Genomic DNA, 19269 nt, shown 5'->3' on the forward strand with positions numbered 1-19269 from the left:
GGACAGTTCAGGCGCGCAGCACCAATGCCGCCACCGAGAACTCAGAGCCGCGACGCTCACGCCGCTCCTTCGCCTCGAAATCCTCACCCCATTGCGAGATGTTGAAATCCTCGTCGACATGCGCAGCGGCCCAGGCCGCCTCGGCATCGATCACACCTTCCGCCAGGGCGAGCGCGATGAGGGCCGATCCGGTCAGCGTGGTTGCCGTGTGGAGAGCCGCGAGCGACAGCGGCTCGTCAAATCCCTCGAGAGCCTCGCGCACCGCCTGAAGCCCCTCTTCCGGTTGATCGACCGGCATGACCCCTTCGACCAGACGGAAGCGAACCGAAAAGCGACTTTCCGCCCAGGCAAGCAGCGGGTCCCAGATCTCGCGCTGCCGGGCGACGAGAGCTTCCGGCTCGCCGGCACGGTAAAAGAGAAGGTCCGTGCCCGCATAAGCCGCCACCTCTTCGCGCACCGCAGGCATTTCGTCGGCCACCCCATCGATCGCCACATTGGCGAGGCGTGTGAGCGGCATCGTCAGAGGATCGATGCGTTCGCCTTGAGCGTCCCATTCCCCGGCGAGGCTTTGCCCGAGATCTGCGCGCGCAACGGCAAGCGGCTTCTTGCCCGGCGTGCGGGCCGGACGCCCGTCGAGGCGAAGTTCGAAACCCGATTCCGTTTCAACGGCTTCGGCCCGTTTGTAGAATCTCTTTGGCAGCTCCCTTGCCGCGTGCTCGCGCGCCTTCGACATCGCATCGTCGGGCTTTGCAGGAAAATCGGGCAACAGGCTCTCCTTGCTCAATGGATCTGGGCGCAATAGTCAGGGCTCAACATCTCACGCGCCCGGCGGCACGACACGGCGGACCGGCGCGGGCCTGTTGACCAGATAGATACCTCCGGCGACGAGCAAAAGGGCAAGGCCGTGACGCCAGCCGACAGGATCGCCAAGGAGCACCGCCCCGAAGAAGACGCCGGAGACCGGAACGATAAAGGTGAAGGCGTGGAGCAGCGGCGCGGAATGGCTTCTCACCAGCCAGAACCAGGCGAGATAGCTCGCCCCGGCGACGACCACACCTTGATACAGGAAGGCGACGAGTTCGGTCGAGGTCACAGGCCCAATCCCCGCCTCCCCGACAAGGAACGACAAGGCAAAGCCGAGCGGGGCCGAGACCAGCAACTGGTAGAGAAGGATCTCTTCGGCGGGCGCTTCGCGCAAGCGCGTGCCCTTCACGACCAGGGTCGTCCCGCCCCAGAAGACGGCGGCCAGGATGCACAGCACGTCACCAGCGGCCGTATTGAGCGTTCCCGGGCTCAGCCCGTCGAGGAAGGCGACGATGATCCCCACGAACGCGAGCGCCAGCCCAGCGGCTTTTGCCGCAGAAATCCTGTCTCCCAGCCAAAAGTGGGCTCCGATGGCGACGAAGAAGGGAGCGGTATTGAGGAAGACGACGCTGCGTGAGGCCGTCGTCACCGTCAGACCAAAGAAAACGAGAGCGAACTCCATCCCGAAAAGCATCCCGGTCAGGACACCCGGGCCGAAACGCCGACCCGAGCGAAAAACCGGCACGCCGCGCGCAAAGCACCAGAGAAGGACGAGCACGCCGGCCACTGCCGAGCGCAGGCCCATCTGCAGCATAGGCGGGAAGCCACCGAGTGCCACTTTGATGGCGACCTGGTTGAGCCCCCACATCACGGTCAGGAGCACGAGCAGAGAGGCGGGCTTCGCCCCAAGCGCTTGCGACATCGCGGTCAAACGGCCTCGGCCGCAGCCTCCCCGCCAGTCTCGTCGAAGCCGAGCACGGCCCAGCTCTGCGCCATATGCGGCGGCAGCGGCGCCGTCACATCGAGAACTCCGCCGGTGGGATGAGGCAAAATGATTCTCCGAGCAAGGAGATGCAGCCGGTTTTGAATGCCACCTGGCAACTCCCAGTTCTCCACGTCGAAATATTTGGAATCGCCGATGATCGGATTGCCGATATGGGCGGCATGGGCTCGAAGCTGATGCGTGCGCCCCGTCACCGGCCGCATGATGAGCCACGAGAGCCGCGAGCCGGCCTGATCGGCAACGGCGTAATGCGACAGAGCATGATCCGCCCCCCGCTCGCCATGGCGGGCCACGCGCATACGCTCCGCGTCGTCGCCTTCGCCGCGCACCAGAAACGTCGAGATTTTGCCCTGCGGCGGCTTCGGAACGCCCTTCACCAGCGCCCAATAGAGCTTGCGGCTCTCCCGCTCCTTGAACGCCTTGCCGAAAAACGCCGCGGCACTGCGCGTGCGGGCCACGACAAGCACGCCGGCCGTGTCGCGGTCGAGACGATGAACGAGCCGCGGCTTACGACCGTGGCGATCACGAAACGCCTCCAGCATCCCGTCGACATGACGATTGACGCCCGATCCGCCCTGAACGGCGAGGCCGGCAGGCTTGTTGAAGACGTAGACCTGGCTGTCCTCGTAGAGAAGCGCGTCGTTCAGCACATCGACATCGCGCCGGTCGCGGATGGTCGCTTTCGTCTGCGGGCGCACATCGCCTGTCGCAAGCGGCGGCACACGTACCTCCTGACCAGCGACGAGACGGGTCGAGGTTTTCACCCGCCCCCCGTCCACACGCACCTGGCCGGAGCGAAGAAGCTTCTGCAGATGGCCGAAACCCAGGCCCGGATAATGCTCCTTGAACCAACGATCGACGCGCATGCCGGATTCGTCCCGGTCGACGCGCCGCATCACGACGGAGGCCGGTGCACTCATGACAGGCTCCCGGAGGCTGGCGCGCGGAGCGACCGCGACACCAAAGCCACGGGCCTCGCGCGAAGGCCGGAATATCGGTTGCGGGCGATAAAGAGAACTTGCTTCATAACCGCAGCGCTTAGAGCGTTTTGTCGGCCGAATGAAGCCCGCCTCGCGACGACCGCGCGTTTTTGCGTCCCGAACGTCAACAAAAAAGGGCGCGGGGTGACCGCGCCCTTCTTCAGAACCGAGGTTTTGACGGTCAGGCCGTCGCCTCTGCCTCCTGCGCTTCGACCAGCGCCCGCTGCTCGCCCTTCAAGCCCTGATAAATGCACCACACCATCAGAAGCAGAATGAAAACGAATGGAAAGCCCGTCGCGACAGCTGCCGATTGCAGGGCTTTGAGCCCGCCTCCGAGAAGGAGCGCGATGGCCACCAGCCCTTCGAAGGTCGCCCAGAAGACACGCTGCGCGACCGGCGCATCGACCTTGCCGCCGGCGGTGATCGTATCGATCACCAGCGAGCCGGAATCCGACGAGGTGACGAAGAAGACAATCACCAGGACGATGCCGATGAACGACGTGATCGAAGCGAGCGGCAAATGCTCCAGCATCAGGAAGAGCTTCACAGGCAGCTCGGCACTGACGGCCCCGTCATAACCATTCATCAGCTGCGAGATCGCGGTCCCGCCAAAGGCCGTCATCCAGAAGATGCTGACGACGGTCGGGATGATGAGGACGCAGATCATGAACTCACGCACCGTCCGCCCATACGAAACGCGCGCAATGAACATGCCGACGAAGGGAGACCACGAAATCCACCAGGCCCAGTAGAAGGTCGTCCAACCATTTCGGAAACTGTCATCGCTCCGGCCGATCGGGTTCGCCAGCGGAATGATGTCGCGCGCATAGGCGACGATGTTCTCAAAAAAGCCGGAGACGATCGTCAGCGTCGGTCCCACCGCCACGACAAAGACGAGCAGAAGGAAGGCCAGCGCCATATTGATCTCGCTCAGCCGCTTCACGCCCGCGTCGAGGCCAGCCAGCACCGAAGTCAGTGCGCAGCCGGTGATGGCGACGATCAGCCCCACCTTCCATGGATCGGTATCCGGGATGCCGAAGATGTGGTTGAGACCGGCCAGCGCCTGTTCCGCACCGAAGCCGAGCGAGGTCGCCAGACCGAAAAGCGTCGCAAAGACCGCGAGCGTATCGATGACATGACCGAGCCAGCCCCAGACGGCCTCACCGAAGATCGGGTAAAAGGCGGAGCGGATCGTCAGCGGCAGGCCCTTGTTGTAGCTGAAAAGCGCAAGAGCGAGCGCGACGACGGCATAGATCGCCCACGGGTGCAGACCCCAATGGAAGATCGTGGCCGCCATGGCGAGCCGCCTTGCACCTTCCGGATTGTCGGGCGCGCCCATCAAAGGCGCATCGCTGCCGGCCTGCGCGGCGTCTGATGCGACGGACGCGTTGTAATGCGTCAGAGGCTCCGACACGCCGTAGAACATGAGCCCGATACCCATGCCCGCAGCGAAGAGCATGGCGAACCATCCAGAGTAATTGTACTCCGGTCTTGCATCAGGACCGCCCAGCCGGATTTTCCCGAGAGGCGAGACGATCAGAAACAGGGAAAATAGGACGAAGACGTTTCCGGCAATCAGGAAGAGCCAGTCGAGGTTCGATGTCAGGAACGGCCGCAGCCAGGTGAAGAAGCTCTCCGCGCCCTCTTGAAAGAGGAGGGTGAAAACGACGAACAGAATGATCGTCAGCCCTGACACGATGAATACGGGGTTGTGAAAATCGAGGCCGAAAACCTGGATATTGTCCTGACCGACTTCATAGTCGGTCGGTATATCCTCGGTCGCGTCGCCTGTTTGATCCACCGTCTGTTCGCTCATATGGCTCCTCGTTTGTCTGTTGGACGAACGAAAGCACCGCTCTGAGGCGGGATCCGTCGCACATCTTTGTGAAGCCCAAGAGGAGGTAGAAGGCGGCTCCGCAGGGTCAAGGAAGAGCACGCCAGATTTTTGCCACCTCAAGACCCATTTGTGGTGACAATCGTCACCGAAGGGCCCTTACGCCACTCGGCGCAAGCGCCGGTGCCCAGGCGGATATCTTCGGAGTCTCAGGCACTTGCTCCGTGACGCCACATTCGCGGTTGAGGGTCCCCGCGCCGCTCGGAGCCTCAGCGAATAAATCCGTCGATTCTTTCGATGCAATGGCCGCCCAGGCGAGAAAAAGCCATTTTCTCACGAGAAGGCGATGCCGATTGGCATCAGGCGCACGATCGATCAGGTCTCGTCTTCGCCTCTGGCACGCTCGCGCCGCAGCCGGTCCCAATGATCGAGCCGTCGCTTGAGCTCCGCTTCGAATCCACGTCCGGTCGGCACGTAAAAGTCCTGACGCTCCAGCTCGTCGGGGAAATAATTCTGCCCCGAGAACGCCTCTTCCTGAGCATGGTCATAGGCGTAGCCGGCCCCATAGCCTTCAGACTGCATGAGCTTGGTCGGGGCATTGAGAATGTGCTTCGGTGGTTGGAGCGAGCCGGCCTCCTTGGCCGTCCGGCGCGCGGCGCCATACGCCTTGTAGAGAGCGTTCGATTTGGGGGCCGTTGCGAGATAGACCACGGCCTGGGCAATGGCGAGTTCGCCTTCGGGCGAACCCAGCATGTGGTAAGCCTCTTTTGCGGCATTCGCCTGCACGAGCCCCTGCGGATCGGCGAGGCCGATATCCTCAACCGCCATGCGGATCACCCGCCGGGCCAGATACATCGGGTCTTCGCCCGCATCGAGCATGCGCCCGAGATAGTAGAGAGCCGCCTGCGGGTCGGAACCGCGCACAGATTTGTGCAGGGCCGAAATCAGATTGTAATGACCATCCTGGCTCTTGTCGTAGATCGGCGCCCGCCGCTGCAGAACCGTCTGCAGACGCTTCGCATCGAAGGTTTCGTCCTTTCCCGCGGCGCGCCAGACCTCTTCGGCGAGCGCGAGAACGGCCCGCCCGTCACCATCGGCCATACGCAGAAGAACGCCGCGCGCTTCCTCGTCGAGCGGCAGCTTTCGCCCTTCCTCTTTTTCGGCGCGTTCGACGAGCTTGCCGAGCGCCTCAGAATCCAGCGGGCGAAACACCAGAACGGCCGCACGCGACAGAAGCGCCGCGTTGAGCTCGAAGGAGGGGTTTTCGGTAGTCGCCCCCACGAGCGTCACCGTCCCGTCCTCCATGACGGGAAGAAAGCTGTCCTGCTGTGCGCGATTGAAGCGATGGATTTCGTCGACGAAGAGGAGCGTCCCCTGCCCCGTCTGCCGACGCGCACGCGCCGCCTCGAAATGCTTCTTGAGATCGGCAACACCGGAAAAGATCGCAGACAGCTGCTGGAAATAAAGGTCCGTTTCGCGGGCCAGAAGCCGCGCGACCGTGGTCTTGCCCGTCCCAGGCGGCCCCCAGAAGACCAGAGAGCCGAGAGAGCGCGTCCGAAGCATGCGGGTGAGCGTGCCGTCCTCACCCGTCAGATGCGGCTGGCCGACGACATCGGCGAGCTTCTTTGGTCGCAGCCGGTCAGGCAGCGGCTGCGGCGCGCTCTTTTCCAATCCGGCTGCTGTGAAGAGATTGTCCGACAAATGCCCCTCATCCACCGATGACAAGCCGCGAAAGCCGGCCACCACGGTTGACCGTGATCCGCCACAATCGCTGCTTTTGGCTCGTCATACGCTTCAGCTCGCTCGACGATTCGACAGAGTGCCCCTGCAGGGCAACGACAATATCACCCGGCTGCAGGCCAAGCTGCGCGGCGGGTGAACGCGGCTCCACCTTGGTGACCGCGACGCCCTCTTGGTCACTCGGCAGCCGCAGTCTCTCCGCAAGCCTCGGCGAGAGATTGGCGACCGTCGCCCCGGTCAGCGGCGAATAGCCGTCAAGAAGCTGCTCGTCGGCCCGCACCGTCTCAGGCGCCGATTCTAACGAAACCGTCAGCGTCTTCTCTGCCCCATCGCGCAGGACGACAAGCTTCTCCGTCTCGCCAATTCCCTTGATCGTCAGCCGGTATTCGAGCGAACGCGGATTGGCCACCTCGTAGCCATCGGCCGACAGGACGAGATCGCCGACCGCAAGACCGGCCTTTTCGGCAGGAGAGCCCTCGAAGACCTTGACGACGAGCGCCCCCTGGGGCCGCGGCAGATCGAGTGAGCGGGCAATATCCGGCGTCACCTTCTGGAACGTCGCCCCGATCCAGGGGCGCACAACTTCCGTCCCGCCGGCGAGCGCCTGGGCGGCCACCGCCTGCGCCATGTTGGAAGGAATCGCGAACCCGATCCCGTTCGAACCGCCAGACCGCGAGAAGATCGCTGAATTGATACCGACAAGCCGGCCCTTCACATCGATCAATGCGCCACCCGAATTGCCCGGGTTGATGGCAGCATCCGTCTGGATGAAGAATGCCATGTCGGAGATGCCGACCTCCGTTCGCGCCACCGCGGAGACGATGCCGCTGGTCACCGTCTGCCCGACCCCGAACGGGTTGCCGATCGCGAGGACGAGATCGCCGACCTCGAGATCGTCCGAATCGGCGAACGAAAGCGTCGGAAAATCCGCCTCCCCGTCCGAGATCTTCAAGATTGCGAGATCGCTCTGTTCGTCGCGCAACAGAATTTCAGCCTCAAACTCGCGCCCGTCCGACAAGGCCACCTTCACTTCATCGGCACCACGGATGACGTGGTAATTCGTGACGACGAGGCCGGATGCATCGACGATGACGCCGGAACCGAGCGAATTGCGCGCACGCTCACGCGGCACGCCGAAAGGCGACCCGAAACCACCATCACCGAAGAAATGCCGGAAGAAGGGATCGTCTGCGAACGGCGACGGCGCTGTGCGCACAATCTGTTTCGCATAGACATTGACGACCGCAGGAGCGGCTTTCTTCACGATCGGGGCAAAGGAAAGAGAAATCTCTTCACGGCTTTGCGGCACGTCCTGAGCGTGCGCGAGCGGCACACCGACGAGGACACCGCTCGAAACACCGGCAGAGGCGAGCAGAAGACAACAGGCAAGGCGAAACTGACGAAACGACGTCACGAGAGCCTCCAATTTAGCAGCGGGAATGCGGGAGCGACCTTGACGCGCGTCACGGTCGTCCGCGCTTGAAAAGAGTGAGCCAGGAACCGGTCAAATCCGGAAATTCTATGTCGTGCGGGCAATGATCCGGCCACATGCCGCCTGCGCCAACAAAAAAGGGGCCACGCGGGCCCCTTTTCGCAATCCAGGAAGACCGACGAGCCTTACGCTGCGGCTTCAGCAACCTCGGCCGCTTCCATGCGAGCCCGATCTTCGGCGCCGCGCGCATCCTCGTCGCGATCGACGAATTCGATCACACCGACCGGCGCACTGTCACCATAGCGGAAGCCGGCTTTGAGCACGCGGGTGTAACCACCGTTCCGCTCACCGTAGCGCGGACCGATCGTCTCGAAGAGCTTCTTGACCATCTCTTCATCGCGCAGCCGCGACATCGCGATCCGGCGCGCATGCAGGTCGCCGCGCTTTCCGAGCGTGACGAGCTTCTCCACGAACGGCCTGAGCTCTTTTGCCTTCGGCAGGGTTGTCACGATCTGCTCGTGGCGAATGAGCGCCGCCGCCATATTGGCAAACATCGCCTGACGATGGCTCGACGTCCGATTCAGCTTACGGCCGGTCTTTCTGTGGCGCATGGCCCTGTCTCCTCATTCGAACGACGGCTCCCGCCGCTGTTCATCAAAGCTTAGTATTGATCTTCGAAGCGTTTGGCGAGATCGTCGATATTGTCGGGCGGCCAATTGGCCACTTCCATACCGAGATGCAGGCCCATGGAGGCGAGAACCTCCTTGATCTCGTTCAGCGACTTGCGGCCGAAGTTCGGCGTGCGCAGCATCTCCGCCTCGGTCTTCTGAATGAGATCGCCGATATAGACGATGTTGTCGTTCTTCAAGCAGTTGGCCGAGCGAACCGAAAGCTCCAGCTCGTCCACCTTCTTCAGAAGCGCCGGGTTGAAGGCGAGCTCCGGGGTCGCCTCGTGGACCTCTTCCTTCTTCGGCTCGTCGAAGTTGACGAAGATCGAAAGCTGGTCCTGCAGGATCCGGGCCGCATAGGCGACGGCATCGTCCGGCGACACCGAACCGTCGGTCTCGAGCGACAAGGTCAGCTTGTCATAGTCGAGGACCTGGCCTTCACGCGTATTCTCGACGCGATAGGAAACCTTCTTGACCGGCGAATAGAGGCTGTCGACCGGAATGAGGCCGATCGGCGCGTCTTCCGGGCGGTTGCGATCCGCCGGGACATAGCCCTTGCCGGTATCGACCGTCAGCTCCATGCGAATGTCCGCGCCCTCGTCGAGCGTGCACAGAACGTGTTCGGGGTTGAGCACCTCGATATCGCCGACCGTCTGAATGTCGCCCGCCAGGACGACGCCCGGACCGGACTTCCTGAGCGTCAGCCGCTTCGGACCTTCGCTCTCCATCTTGATGGCGATTTCCTTCACGTTGAGGACGATGTCGGTGACATCCTCCCGAACGCCGGCGATGGACGAGAATTCGTGCAGAACGCCGTCGATCTGCAGGCTGGTCACAGCCGCACCCTGCAGCGAGGACAACAGCACGCGGCGCAGCGCATTGCCGAGCGTCAAGCCGAAGCCGCGCTCAAGCGGTTCTGCGACGACGGTAGCGATGCGGCTCGCATCGGACCCGTGCTTCACATCAAGCTTGTTCGGCTTAATGAGATCCTGCCAGTTCTTTTGTATCACCACGGGGACGAACCTTTCGTTTTGTGCTCTCGCATGCAGACGCGACTCGCATCCGCGAGCCGCATACACCTCAAATGCGAGATCAGACGCGGCGCCGCTTCGGGGGACGGCAGCCGTTGTGGGGGATCGGCGTCACGTCACGGATCGAAGTAATGGTGAAGCCCGCAGCCTGCAGCGCGCGCAGAGCCGATTCACGGCCCGACCCGGGTCCGGAAACCTCGACCTCGAGCGTCCGCATGCCGTGCTCCTGCGCCTTCTGCGCAGCAGTCTCGGCCGCGATCTGAGCGGCATAGGGCGTCGACTTCCGCGACCCTTTGAAGCCCATCGCGCCGGCAGAGGACCACGAAATCGCGTTGCCCTGCACGTCGGTGATGGTGATCATCGTGTTGTTGAACGTCGAATTCACGTGGGCGATGCCCGACGTAATGTTCTTTCGCTCGCGCCGACGCACCCTGGTGGTATCTTTCGCCATCTAAGTCAGGCCTTCCTTGGCGTTATTTCTTCTTGCCGGCGATTGCCTTGGCCGGTCCCTTGCGGGTCCGGGCATTGGTATGGGTGCGCTGTCCGCGCACCGGCAGCCCGCGCCGATGGCGCAGCCCGCGATAGCAGCCGAGATCCATCAGCCGCTTGATGTTCATGGCCGTCTCGCGACGGAGATCGCCCTCGACGATATAGTCGCGATCGATCGCTTCGCGGATCTGCAAGATCTCCGCGTCCGACAGCTCGTTGACGCGACGCGACAGGTCGATGTTCGCTTTCTCAGCGATTTCACGCGCCATGGCCGGTCCAATTCCATGGATGGCCTGCAGCGCGATCACGACGCGCTTGTTGGTCGGAATGTTGACGCCAGCAATACGTGCCACGTCTTTCTCCTCTTTGTCTGGCGCAGTCCGCATCCGCGGCGCGCCCCGGCTTCACCTATTCGGGACGAAACGCCAAAAAACGACGCCCCAAGCTTCATCCGAGCTTCGGCGCCGTTATCCGCACTTCAGGATTGCGCCGGAGATAGTCCTTACGCGGCCGCCCGTCAACCGCATCGACAGAAGATCAGCCCTTCAAATCGCCCATAACGTCTTCGATTGCGGCTGCGACGTCTTTCGCGGGCATCATTCCGTCGACCTGACGGAGTTTTCCCTTCGCCCAGTAGTACCCGACGAGGGGTGCCGTATCGCGATAATACGCAGCAAGCCGCTTGCGAATCGTTTCCTGGTTGTCATCGTCGCGCCGCCGGAACTCGGTCGAGCCGCAGACGTCGCAGACACCTTCCTTGGCCGGCTTCTTCATCGTGTCGTGGTAGATCTCGCCGCAATTGGCGCAAGAGTACCGACCCGCAACCCGATCGACCAGAGCCTCGTCCTCGACCGTCAAGAGCACGACGCCGTCGAGCGGCATGCCCTTTTCCGAAAGCAGGACTTCGAGCGCGTCCGCCTGCGGCAAAGTCCGCGGGAAGCCGTCGAGCACGAAGCCCCTCTGGACGTCGGCCTCGTCGAGCCGCTCCGACATGATGTTGATGACCACCTCGTCCGGAACGAGATTGCCGCTGTCCATGATGGCCTTCGCCTTGAGACCGACGTCGGTGCCCGCGGCGGCAGCGCCGCGAAGCATGTCACCCGTCGATAGCTGCACGAGGCCGTGCTTCTCTACAAGTCGCTGGGCCTGGGTGCCCTTCCCGGCTCCGGGAGGTCCCAGAATGATCAGTCTCATCGACGCCGGCTCCCGCGCAGCTTCGATTTCTTGACCAGCCCTTCGTACTGGTGCGCGAGCAAATGGCCCTGCACCTGTGAAACAGTATCCATAGTCACACTGACAACGATGAGGAGCGAGGTGCCGCCGAAATAGAACGGCACGGAGAGCTCTGCGATCAGAAATTCAGGAAGAAGACACACAATGACGAGGTAGGCGGCACCCGCGACGGTGATCCGCGTCAACACGTAGTCGATATATTCCGCGGTGCGCTCACCCGGGCGGATACCCGGAATGAAGCCGCCATGCTTCTTCAGCTGGTCGGCCGTGTCCTTCGGATTGAACACGATCGCCGTGTAGAAGAAGGCGAAGAAGATGATCAACGCCGCGTAGATCGCCATATGCAGCGGCTGCCCACGACCGAGCATCGCCGTCACCTGAGCAAGCCAGGCGGGTCCCTGCCCGGCCGAGAAATTCGCCACCGTGATCGGCAGAAGCAGAAGCGACGACGCGAAGATCGGCGGGATGACGCCCGAGGTATTGAGCTTCAGCGGCAGATGCGACGTGTCGCCCTGGAACATCCGGTTGCCCATCTGACGCTTGGGATACTGGATGATGAGCCGCCGCTGGGCCCGCTCGACGAAGACGATGAAGGCGATCACGGTGACGACCAGAACCATCACGGTCAAGATCACCGGCGTCGACAAGGCGCCCTGACGTCCGAGCTCGAGCGTACCCGCCAAAGCGTTCGGCAGATTGGCGACGATGCCGGAGAAGATGATGAGCGAAATGCCGTTGCCGATGCCGCGCGAAGTGATCTGCTCACCGAGCCACATCAGGAACATCGTGCCGCCGGTCAGCGTCACGACGGCGGTAAACCGGAAGAACCAACCCGGATCTGCGACGATGCCGCTTGAGGAGCCCTCGAGGCCTACGGCGATGCCATAGGACTGGAACGCGGCCAGCACCACGGTCAGATACCGTGTGTACTGGTTGATGACCTTGCGGCCCTGCTCGCCTTCCTTCTTCAGCTGCTCCAGCGTCGGGATCACCGTCGTCATCAGCTGAATGATGATCGAAGCCGAGATATAGGGCATGATCCCGAGCGCAAAGATCGCCATGCGGCCGACGGCACCGCCGGCGAACATGTTGAAGACGCCCAGGATACCCTGCGACTGCTGCTCGAACGCCTGCTGCAGGGCTTCGATGTTGATGCCCGGCAACGGGATATACGTGCCGAGCCGATACACGAGCAGCGCACCGAGAGTGAACCAGATCCGCTTTTTGAGCTCCGTCGCCTTCGAAAAGGCGCCGAAGTTCAAATTGGCGGCAAGCTGTTCGGCTGCAGAAGCCATTGGAACTCCGAATGCGGTTTAGGCAGGGAGCCGTCTTCGCTTAGGCGGAGGCGTCTTCGCTCTTGCCGGATTGGGATTTGGCCGGGACCGGTTCGATGATCGTGACCGAGCCGCCAGCCTTCTCCACAGCCTCGATGGCCGCGCGCGAGGCGCCGGCGACCTTGAGGGTCAACTTCGCGGTAAGCTCGCCATCGCCGAGGATACGCACACCGTCCTTCGTCCGACGGATGACACCGGCGGCCTTGAGAGCAGCCGCATCCACATCGGCCTTGGCGTCGAGCTTGCCGGCATCAACCGCCTGCTGCAGACGCCCGACATTCACTTCCGTGAAGTCTTTGGCGAAGATGTTGGTGAAGCCCCGCTTCGGCAGACGACGATGCAGCGGCATCTGGCCGCCCTCGAAGCCCTTGATTGCGACGCCCGAACGCGAGGTCTGACCCTTCACGCCGCGGCCGCCGGTCTTGCCGAGGCCCGACCCGATGCCGCGACCGACGCGCTTGCGCCCTTTGACGGCTCCCGGATTATCGGAAAGTTCGTTGAGTTTCATTGGGTTTAAGCCCCGATTCAAAATCGTTGTGTCAGTTCTCGTCGACGACGCGAACGAGATGCTGAACCTTGGCAATCATGCCGCGGGTCGCCGCAGTGTCTGGCAGAACGGACCGCCGGCGCTGCTTGTTGAGCCCGAGCCCGATCAGCGTCTGCCGCTGCACGCCAGGACGGCGCAGCGGGCTGCCGGTCTGCTCCACAGTGATCGTCTTCTCAGCCATGATCAGGCTCCCTGCGCCTCACTGCCGACTTCGTGCTGGCGACGGGCCTGCAGCGTCGACACCTTGATGCCGCGACGTGCCGCGACCGAACGCGGGCTGTCCTGCTTCTTCAGAGCCTCGAACGTCGCCCGCACCATGTTGTACGGGTTGGACGTGCCGAGCGACTTCGCGACGACATCATGCACGCCGAGCGTCTCGAAAACCGCACGCATCGGACCGCCGGCGATGATGCCGGTACCGGCCGGAGCCGCACGCATCAGAACACGTCCGGCGCCGTGGCGACCGTGAATGTCGTGATGCAGCGTGCGGCCTTCGCGCAGCGGAACCCGGATCATCGACCGCTTTGCCGCTTCCGTGGCCTTGCGGATCGCTTCCGGGACTTCGCGCGCCTTGCCGTGACCGAAGCCGACCCGACCGCGCTGATCGCCGACCACGACGAGCGCGGCGAAACCGAAGCGGCGACCGCCCTTCACGACTTTGGCGACGCGGTTGATATGCACGAGCTTGTCGACGAATTCGCTGTCGACCTTCTCCTCGCGCTCCCGGCGTCCGCCGCCACCGCGCTGTGAACGTTCTCTTTGCGCCATTTTAACCTTCGTCCGTCTGTTTGCTCGACTGCCGGGTCGGCCCGACGACCTGTCTCATATTCCTAAAAGTCCAGCCCGGCTTCGCGGGCGGCATCTGCCAGGGCTTTGATTCGCCCATGATAGATATAGCCTCCGCGGTCAAACTGCACCTTTTCGATACCGGCTGCCTTCGCACGCTCTGCCAAGAGCTTGCCAACGGCAGACGCGGCCTGGACATTCGCGCCGCTCTTCAGCGTCTCACGCAGATCCTTTTCCACGGTCGAAGCGGAAACCAAGGTCCGCCCCTGCGTGTCGTCGATGATCTGAACATAGATATGCTGCGAAGAACGGAACACGGAAAGCCGCGGCCGCCCGTAAGCAACCCGCTTCAGCGCCGCCCGCACCCGGCCCTTGCGGCGCTCGGTACGCATCCGTTGACGCGTCGTTGAGGTTCCCATCGTTGCGCTCCGTTACTTCTTCTTACCTTCCTTACGGAAGATACGTTCCTCTGCGTATTTGACACCCTTGCCCTTGTAGGGCTCCGGCGGGCGCCAATCGCGGATCTCTGCGGCCACCTGGCCGACCTGTTGCTTGTCGATACCGCTGATGACGATTTCCGTCGGGCGCGGTGTCTGAATCTGGATACCTTCCGGCACCGGATAGGTGACGTCGTGGCTATAGCCAAGCGAAAGGCTCAGCGCCTGGCCCTGGGCCTGCGCACGATAGCCAACGCCGTTGATCTCCAGACGCTTCTCAAAGCCCTGGCTCACACCGGTGACGATGTTCTGCACCAACGTGCGGGACATTCCCCAGGCTGAGCGGGCCTTCTTCGACTTGTTGACCGGATCGACCTTGATGCCGTCATCGTCCATGGCGACATCGACGTCGTCGACGAGGACCACAGAAAGCTCGCCCTTCGGGCCCTTCGCTTTGACCGTGTGGCCGTCAACCGACGCCGTCACACCGGACGGGATCGAAACGGGCTTCTTGCCAATTCGCGACATGATCTCTTACTCGCTTCTTCAGCCCGCCTAGAAGACGCGGCACAGAACCTCGCCGCCCACATTCTGCTCGCGAGCGTCATAATCCGCCATGACACCTTTCGGCGTGGAGAGGATCGAAACGCCCAAGCCCTTATGAACGGTCGGGATCGATTTCACAGACGCGTAGACCCGCCGCCCCGGCGTGGAGACGCGCTGAATCTCGCGGATGACCGGCTCGCCCTCGTTGTACTTCAGCTCGATCTCGAGCTCCGAAATACCGTTGGCGTGATCGACTTCCGAATAGCCGCGGATGTAACCTTCCGCCTGCAGGACGTCGAGAACGCGCATCCTGAGCTTGGAGGACGGAGAGCTGACTGAGGTCCGCCGGCGCCCCTGCGCATTGCGGATACGGGTCAGCATATCGCCGAGAGGATCATTGATAAGCATGATTTCTCTCCTACCAGCTCGACTTGACGAGGCCGGGGATCTTGCCCTCGTTGCCCAGCTCGCGAAGGGCAATACGGCTCATCTGAAGCTTGCGATAGAACGCACGCGGACGACCCGTCACCTCGCAACGGTTCCGCACCCGGCTCGGAGCCGAGTTCCGCGGCAGCTTCGCAAGCTTAAGCCGGGCAGCGAAACGCTCCTGGTCCGACAGCGATTCATCCGCCGCCAGCGCCTTCAGCGCCTCCCGCTTCGCCGCATACTGCTTCACGAGCTTCATGCGGTGCCGGTTCTTCTCGATTGCGCTCTTCTTCGCCATACTTACCTCTTCACGCCCTAACCGCGTCTAGCAGGCTGTGCCTGCTACTGCCGGAAGGGAAAGTTGAATTCCCTGAGGAGCGCCCGCCCCTCATCGTCCGTCTGCGCAGTCGTGCAAACGATGATGTCCATGCCCCAGATCTGATCGACCTTGTCGTAGTTCACTTCCGGGAAGACGATGTGCTCTTTGATGCCAAGCGCGTAGTTCCCGCGCCCGTCGAAGCTCTTCGGATTGAGGCCACGAAAGTCACGCACACGCGGCAGAGCCACGTTGACGAGACGATCGAGAAACTCGAACATCCGCTCGCGGCGCAGCGTCACCTTGACGCCGACCGGCATGCCTTCGCGCAGCTTGAACGTCGCGATCGACTTGCGAGCCCGCGTGATGACCGGCTTCTGGCCGGCGATCAGAGCGAGATCCTCGGCAGCCGACTGAACCTTCTTGGAATCGGAGACCGCTTCGCCGACGCCCATATTGAGGACGACCTTGTCGAGCCGCGGCACCACCATCGGGTTCGCGTAGCCGAACTCTTCCTTCAGCTTCGGCACGATCACATCGCGGTAATGTGCCTGCAGCCGCGGCGAGTAGCTGTCGATATCGAAAGCAGCCTCAGCCATCGATCGTTTCTCCTGAGCGCTTGGCGTAGCGGACCTTGCGGCCGTCTTCCAGAACCCGGAAGCCAACCCGCGTCGGGCCACCCGTCTCTTTGTCTTCGAGCGCGAGATTGGACAGATGCACCGGCGCTTCCTTGCGCACGATGCCGCCCTCTTCGCTCGCGGTCTGACGCTGATGACGGGTGATCATATTCACCCCGCGCACCAGCGCCCGGTTCTCTTTCGGGATCACCCGGATCACTTCGCCCTTGCGGCCCTTATCCTTGCCGGCAAGAACGATGACCCGATCACCCTTTTTGATCTTCGCGGCCATCAACAAACCCTTTTCACAGCACTTCCGGTGCCAGCGAGATGATCTTCATGTGGTTCTTCGCGCGGAGCTCGCGCGGAACCGGGCCGAAGATACGCGTGCCGACCGGCTCTTTCTGGTTGTTCACCAGCACAGCCGCATTCTTGTCGAAGCGGATGACGCTGCCGTCCGCACGACGAATGTCCTTCGCGGTGCGCACCACGACCGCCTTCATCACATCGCCCTTCTTCACGCGTCCGCGCGGAATGGCTTCCTTGACGGAGACGACGATGATGTCGCCGACATGGGCGTATTTTCTCTTCGAGCCGCCGAGCACCTTGATGCACTGCACGCGGCGCGCGCCGGAATTGTCCGCCACATCGAGGTTGGTCTGCATCTGGATCATGGCCCGACGTCCTTCTTGTTCTTCATCCGGAACCGCTGTTCCGACAGTTGTTTCTGTGCGCTATTCGGTCGGTGCTTCGCGGCCGATCGCCAGCCAGCACTTGTTCTTCGAAATCGGACGGGTCTCCTGGATGAAGATCACGTCGCCGACCTTGAACTCGTTGTTCGGGTCATGCGCCTGATACTTCTTCGTCCGACGGACCATCTTCTTCAGGAGCGGATGTGTAAAGCGCCGCTCGACGTCGACGGTAACCGTCTTGTCGGAGATGTCGCTTACCACCGTGCCTTGCAACACGCGTTTCGGCATTCTTCGCTCCTCAAGCCTTCGCCGCGGCGGCATGCTTCTGCGCCGCAATGGTTTTGATACGCGCAATCGTGCGGCGGACCTCGCGGATGCGGGCGGTCTTCTCCAGCTGGCCGGATGCCTGCTGGAAGCGCAGATTGAGCTGCTCCTTCTTCAAGCGGCCGAGCTCGTCGTTAAGCTCGTCCACCGATTTGGTATGAAGTTCGGTCGCCTTCATGGCCTCTTCCTCACTCGCCGATCCGGGTGACGACACGCGTCTTCACCGGCAGCTTCGCAGCTCCAAGACGCAGCGCCTCACGCGCAGTCGCCTCGCCGACGCCGTCGATCTCAAACATTACGCGGCCCGGATGAACGCGGCACGCCCAGTATTCCGGCGAGCCCTTGCCCTTACCCATACGCACTTCGGTCGGCTTCGACGACACCGGCACGTCCGGGAAAATACGGATCCACACACGACCGGCACGCTTCATATGACGCGTGATCGCCCGACGAGCCGCTTCGATTTGCCTGGCGGTAATCCGCTCCGGTTCCATCGCTTTGAGGCCGAAGGAGCCGAAGTTCAGATCCGTCCCGCCCTTCGCCGCTCCGTGGATGCGGCCCTTATGCGCCTTGCGGAACTTGGTGCGTTTGGGTTGCAGCATGTTCTTCTCTCAATTCCCTTGTCCGATCAGCCGCAGCGTCTTAGGCCGACGCGCCACGGCGCGAGGCTTCAGGCCCTTCGAGCAGCCGCTTCTCGGATGCAAACGGGTCGTGCTCCAGGATTTCGCCCTTGAACACCCACACCTTGATGCCGATCGTGCCGTAGGCGGTATGCGCCGTGGCCGTGCCGAAATCGATGTCCGCGCGCAGCGTGTGCAGCGGAACGCGACCTTCGCGATACCATTCAGCCCGCGCGATTTCCGCGCCACCGAGCCGGCCGCCGCATGCGATCCGAATGCCCTGCGCGCCAAGACGCATCGCCGACTGAACCGAGCGCTTCATCGCCCGGCGGAACGCCACACGACGCTCCAGCTGCTGCGCGATCGACTGAGCGATCAAGGCCGCGTCAGTCTCGGGCTTGCGCACCTCAACGATGTTGATGTGCACTTCCGAGTCGGTCATCCGCGCCACCTTGCGGCGCAGCTTCTCGATATCGGCGCCCTTCTTGCCGATCACGATGCCCGGCCGAGCCGTCTGGATCGTCACGCGGCACTTCTTGTGCGGGCGTTCGATCACGATGCGCGACACCGCGGCCTGCTTGAGATCTTCCATCAGAGCGCGGCGGATCTTGAGATCCTCGTGCAACAAGGGCCCGTATTCCGCGTCACTGGCGAACCAGCGGGAATCCCAGGTCTTGTTGATGCCGAGCCTGAGGCCGATCGGATTGACTTTCTGTCCCATACCTTACTCCTCGGCGCTTAGGCCGCGTCCTCGACTTCGCGCACGACGATGGTGAGATTGGAAAACGGCTTGGTGATCCGTCCGACCCGGCCGCGCGCTCTCGGAGAAAAGCGCTTCATCACGAGCGCCTTGCCGACGTGAGCTTCCGCAACGACCAGATTGTCGACGTCCAAGTCGTGATTGTTCTCCGCATTCGCAACCGCGCTCTCCAGGGTTTTCTTCACCTGAATGGCGATGCGTTTGCGCGAGAAGGTGAGATCGGCAATCGCCGTCGACACCTTCTTGCCACGGATGAGGCCGGCAACCAGGTTCAGCTTTTGCGGCGAAATGCGCATCATGCGCGCAACCGCCTTGGCCTCGTTGTCGCCGAGCGCCCGCTCACGCTTGGGCTTACCCATGGTTACTTCCTCTTCGCCTTCTTGTCCGCCGCATGACCGTAATAGGTGCGGGTCGGAGCGAATTCGCCGAACTTGTGCCCGATCATGTCTTCCGTCACGAGCACAGGGATATGCTTGTGCCCGTTATGGACGCCGAAAGTGAGCCCGACGAACTGCGGGAGAATGGTGGAGCGACGGCTCCAGATCTTGATCACTTCCTTGCGGCCGGACTCGCGGGCCTTCTCCGCCTTCTTGAGGAGGAAGCCGTCAAAGAACGGACCTTTCCAGACTGAACGTGCCACTTCGATTGAA

General features: G+C 62.4%; 28 protein-coding genes. All 28 read right to left on the reverse strand.

The features are described 5' to 3' along the window. Positions 1-7: 7 nt before the first annotated feature. Entirely contained in the window at positions 8-766 is a 759-nt protein-coding gene (locus L0F51_RS05150) for an ATP12 family chaperone protein (protein ID WP_234628233.1), read from the reverse strand. A gap of 51 nt (positions 767-817) precedes the next feature. Continuing rightward, positions 818-1726: a DMT family transporter gene (locus tag L0F51_RS05155; protein WP_234628234.1), complete on the reverse strand. Its 909-nt coding sequence runs from the start codon at positions 1724-1726 to the stop codon at positions 818-820. A 5-nt stretch (positions 1727-1731) separates the two neighbouring features. Next, a complete protein-coding gene (locus L0F51_RS05160) occupies positions 1732-2727 on the reverse strand; it encodes an RluA family pseudouridine synthase (RefSeq protein ID WP_234628235.1) in 996 nt (331 codons plus the stop codon). A 241-nt stretch (positions 2728-2968) separates the two neighbouring features. After that, positions 2969-4603, reverse strand: coding sequence for a BCCT family transporter (locus L0F51_RS05165; protein WP_234628236.1), 1635 nt, complete (start codon positions 4601-4603; stop codon positions 2969-2971). A gap of 393 nt (positions 4604-4996) precedes the next feature. Continuing rightward, positions 4997-6322: a replication-associated recombination protein A gene (locus tag L0F51_RS05170; protein ID WP_234628237.1), complete on the reverse strand. Its 1326-nt coding sequence runs from the start codon at positions 6320-6322 to the stop codon at positions 4997-4999. A gap of 7 nt (positions 6323-6329) precedes the next feature. Beyond that, positions 6330-7775, reverse strand: coding sequence for a DegQ family serine endoprotease (locus L0F51_RS05175; RefSeq protein WP_234628238.1), 1446 nt, complete (start codon positions 7773-7775; stop codon positions 6330-6332). Positions 7776-7978: 203 nt separating this feature from the next. Next, positions 7979-8404 carry a 50S ribosomal protein L17 gene (rplQ, locus tag L0F51_RS05180; RefSeq protein ID WP_092816606.1) on the reverse strand — a complete coding sequence of 142 codons (426 nt, stop codon included), beginning with the start codon at positions 8402-8404 and terminating at the stop codon, positions 7979-7981. A gap of 50 nt (positions 8405-8454) precedes the next feature. Continuing rightward, the gene (locus L0F51_RS05185; protein WP_092816615.1) at positions 8455-9471 is read right to left on the reverse strand and encodes a DNA-directed RNA polymerase subunit alpha; all 1017 of its coding nucleotides are present in this window, start codon (positions 9469-9471) and stop codon (positions 8455-8457) included. Positions 9472-9553: 82 nt separating this feature from the next. Continuing rightward, a complete protein-coding gene (gene rpsK / locus L0F51_RS05190; RefSeq protein ID WP_092816604.1) occupies positions 9554-9943 on the reverse strand; it encodes a 30S ribosomal protein S11 in 390 nt (129 codons plus the stop codon). A 22-nt stretch (positions 9944-9965) separates the two neighbouring features. After that, on the reverse strand, positions 9966-10334 hold the full coding sequence (rpsM, locus tag L0F51_RS05195) for a 30S ribosomal protein S13 (RefSeq protein WP_234628239.1): 369 nt from the start codon (positions 10332-10334) through the stop codon (positions 9966-9968). A 184-nt stretch (positions 10335-10518) separates the two neighbouring features. Further along, positions 10519-11175 (reverse strand): adenylate kinase, encoded by a 657-nt coding sequence (locus L0F51_RS05200; RefSeq protein ID WP_234628240.1) that lies wholly within the window; start codon positions 11173-11175, stop codon positions 10519-10521. Beyond that, complete coding sequence (gene secY, locus L0F51_RS05205; RefSeq protein WP_234628241.1) at positions 11172-12509, reverse strand: preprotein translocase subunit SecY; 1338 nt, start codon at positions 12507-12509, stop codon at positions 11172-11174. Before secY ends, L0F51_RS05200 begins: the two co-directional genes overlap by 4 nt. A 40-nt stretch (positions 12510-12549) precedes the next feature. Further along, complete coding sequence (gene rplO, locus L0F51_RS05210; protein ID WP_234628242.1) at positions 12550-13056, reverse strand: 50S ribosomal protein L15; 507 nt, start codon at positions 13054-13056, stop codon at positions 12550-12552. Between the two features lie 31 nt (positions 13057-13087). Then, complete coding sequence (gene rpmD / locus L0F51_RS05215) at positions 13088-13276, reverse strand: 50S ribosomal protein L30 (RefSeq protein ID WP_234628243.1); 189 nt, start codon at positions 13274-13276, stop codon at positions 13088-13090. A 2-nt stretch (positions 13277-13278) separates the two neighbouring features. Beyond that, positions 13279-13863, reverse strand: coding sequence for a 30S ribosomal protein S5 (gene rpsE, locus L0F51_RS05220; RefSeq protein WP_092816594.1), 585 nt, complete (start codon positions 13861-13863; stop codon positions 13279-13281). A gap of 62 nt (positions 13864-13925) precedes the next feature. After that, positions 13926-14273, reverse strand: coding sequence for a 50S ribosomal protein L18 (gene rplR, locus L0F51_RS05225; protein WP_128294258.1), 348 nt, complete (start codon positions 14271-14273; stop codon positions 13926-13928). Between the two features lie 39 nt (positions 14274-14312). Continuing rightward, the gene (gene rplF, locus L0F51_RS05230; RefSeq protein WP_092816590.1) at positions 14313-14846 is read right to left on the reverse strand and encodes a 50S ribosomal protein L6; all 534 of its coding nucleotides are present in this window, start codon (positions 14844-14846) and stop codon (positions 14313-14315) included. A gap of 27 nt (positions 14847-14873) precedes the next feature. Continuing rightward, on the reverse strand, positions 14874-15272 hold the full coding sequence (rpsH, locus tag L0F51_RS05235; protein ID WP_092816588.1) for a 30S ribosomal protein S8: 399 nt from the start codon (positions 15270-15272) through the stop codon (positions 14874-14876). A gap of 10 nt (positions 15273-15282) precedes the next feature. Then, on the reverse strand, positions 15283-15588 hold the full coding sequence (rpsN, locus tag L0F51_RS05240) for a 30S ribosomal protein S14 (protein ID WP_092816586.1): 306 nt from the start codon (positions 15586-15588) through the stop codon (positions 15283-15285). A 44-nt stretch (positions 15589-15632) separates the two neighbouring features. Beyond that, on the reverse strand, positions 15633-16205 hold the full coding sequence (gene rplE / locus L0F51_RS05245) for a 50S ribosomal protein L5 (protein ID WP_128294259.1): 573 nt from the start codon (positions 16203-16205) through the stop codon (positions 15633-15635). Beyond that, entirely contained in the window at positions 16198-16515 is a 318-nt protein-coding gene (gene rplX / locus L0F51_RS05250; protein ID WP_092816583.1) for a 50S ribosomal protein L24, read from the reverse strand. Before rplX ends, rplE begins: the two co-directional genes overlap by 8 nt. A gap of 13 nt (positions 16516-16528) precedes the next feature. Beyond that, entirely contained in the window at positions 16529-16897 is a 369-nt protein-coding gene (rplN, locus tag L0F51_RS05255; protein WP_092816581.1) for a 50S ribosomal protein L14, read from the reverse strand. A 60-nt stretch (positions 16898-16957) separates the two neighbouring features. Next, the gene (gene rpsQ, locus L0F51_RS05260; protein WP_234628244.1) at positions 16958-17203 is read right to left on the reverse strand and encodes a 30S ribosomal protein S17; all 246 of its coding nucleotides are present in this window, start codon (positions 17201-17203) and stop codon (positions 16958-16960) included. A gap of 10 nt (positions 17204-17213) precedes the next feature. Further along, the gene (gene rpmC / locus L0F51_RS05265; RefSeq protein ID WP_092816577.1) at positions 17214-17417 is read right to left on the reverse strand and encodes a 50S ribosomal protein L29; all 204 of its coding nucleotides are present in this window, start codon (positions 17415-17417) and stop codon (positions 17214-17216) included. Between the two features lie 10 nt (positions 17418-17427). After that, complete coding sequence (rplP, locus tag L0F51_RS05270; protein WP_092816575.1) at positions 17428-17841, reverse strand: 50S ribosomal protein L16; 414 nt, start codon at positions 17839-17841, stop codon at positions 17428-17430. Positions 17842-17881: 40 nt separating this feature from the next. Then, positions 17882-18580 (reverse strand): 30S ribosomal protein S3, encoded by a 699-nt coding sequence (gene rpsC / locus L0F51_RS05275; protein ID WP_234628245.1) that lies wholly within the window; start codon positions 18578-18580, stop codon positions 17882-17884. Positions 18581-18597: 17 nt separating this feature from the next. Continuing rightward, on the reverse strand, positions 18598-18978 hold the full coding sequence (rplV, locus tag L0F51_RS05280; RefSeq protein ID WP_092816571.1) for a 50S ribosomal protein L22: 381 nt from the start codon (positions 18976-18978) through the stop codon (positions 18598-18600). 2 nt (positions 18979-18980) lie between these two features. Further along, positions 18981-19259 (reverse strand): 30S ribosomal protein S19, encoded by a 279-nt coding sequence (gene rpsS, locus L0F51_RS05285; RefSeq protein WP_092816569.1) that lies wholly within the window; start codon positions 19257-19259, stop codon positions 18981-18983. Positions 19260-19269 lie beyond the last annotated feature (10 nt).

The organism is Afifella sp. H1R, from assembly GCF_021462425.1.
GTDB classification, from domain to species: Bacteria; Pseudomonadota; Alphaproteobacteria; order Rhizobiales; family Afifellaceae; genus Afifella; species Afifella aestuarii.

Coding starts and splice junctions, on each gene's coding strand:
- rplO (WP_234628242.1), bottom strand. CDS start 13,056: ATGAAACTCAACGAACTTTCCGATAATCCGGGAGCCGTCAAAGGGCGC.
- rplV (WP_092816571.1), bottom strand. CDS start 18,978: ATGGGTAAGCCCAAGCGTGAGCGGGCGCTCGGCGACAACGAGGCCAAG.
- secY (WP_234628241.1), bottom strand. CDS start 12,509: ATGGCTTCTGCAGCCGAACAGCTTGCCGCCAATTTGAACTTCGGCGCC.
- L0F51_RS05165 (WP_234628236.1), bottom strand. CDS start 4,603: ATGAGCGAACAGACGGTGGATCAAACAGGCGACGCGACCGAGGATATA.
- rpsE (WP_092816594.1), bottom strand. CDS start 13,863: ATGGCGCAAAGAGAACGTTCACAGCGCGGTGGCGGCGGACGCCGGGAG.
- rpsH (WP_092816588.1), bottom strand. CDS start 15,272: ATGCTTATCAATGATCCTCTCGGCGATATGCTGACCCGTATCCGCAAT.
- rpsC (WP_234628245.1), bottom strand. CDS start 18,580: ATGGGACAGAAAGTCAATCCGATCGGCCTCAGGCTCGGCATCAACAAG.
- rpsK (WP_092816604.1), bottom strand. CDS start 9,943: ATGGCGAAAGATACCACCAGGGTGCGTCGGCGCGAGCGAAAGAACATT.
- rpmC (WP_092816577.1), bottom strand. CDS start 17,417: ATGAAGGCGACCGAACTTCATACCAAATCGGTGGACGAGCTTAACGAC.
- rplF (WP_092816590.1), bottom strand. CDS start 14,846: ATGTCGCGAATTGGCAAGAAGCCCGTTTCGATCCCGTCCGGTGTGACG.
- rplN (WP_092816581.1), bottom strand. CDS start 16,897: ATGATCCAGATGCAGACCAACCTCGATGTGGCGGACAATTCCGGCGCG.
- L0F51_RS05200 (WP_234628240.1), bottom strand. CDS start 11,175: ATGAGACTGATCATTCTGGGACCTCCCGGAGCCGGGAAGGGCACCCAG.
- rplQ (WP_092816606.1), bottom strand. CDS start 8,404: ATGCGCCACAGAAAGACCGGCCGTAAGCTGAATCGGACGTCGAGCCAT.
- rplE (WP_128294259.1), bottom strand. CDS start 16,205: ATGGCTGAGGCTGCTTTCGATATCGACAGCTACTCGCCGCGGCTGCAG.
- L0F51_RS05160 (WP_234628235.1), bottom strand. CDS start 2,727: ATGAGTGCACCGGCCTCCGTCGTGATGCGGCGCGTCGACCGGGACGAA.
- L0F51_RS05155 (WP_234628234.1), bottom strand. CDS start 1,726: ATGTCGCAAGCGCTTGGGGCGAAGCCCGCCTCTCTGCTCGTGCTCCTG.
- rplR (WP_128294258.1), bottom strand. CDS start 14,273: ATGCGTACCGAGCGCCGCAAGGGCCGGGTGCGGGCGGCGCTGAAGCGG.
- rpsQ (WP_234628244.1), bottom strand. CDS start 17,203: ATGCCGAAACGCGTGTTGCAAGGCACGGTGGTAAGCGACATCTCCGAC.
- rpmD (WP_234628243.1), bottom strand. CDS start 13,276: ATGGCTGAGAAGACGATCACTGTGGAGCAGACCGGCAGCCCGCTGCGC.
- rplX (WP_092816583.1), bottom strand. CDS start 16,515: ATGGCCGCGAAGATCAAAAAGGGTGATCGGGTCATCGTTCTTGCCGGC.
- rpsN (WP_092816586.1), bottom strand. CDS start 15,588: ATGGCGAAGAAGAGCGCAATCGAGAAGAACCGGCACCGCATGAAGCTC.
- rplP (WP_092816575.1), bottom strand. CDS start 17,841: ATGCTGCAACCCAAACGCACCAAGTTCCGCAAGGCGCATAAGGGCCGC.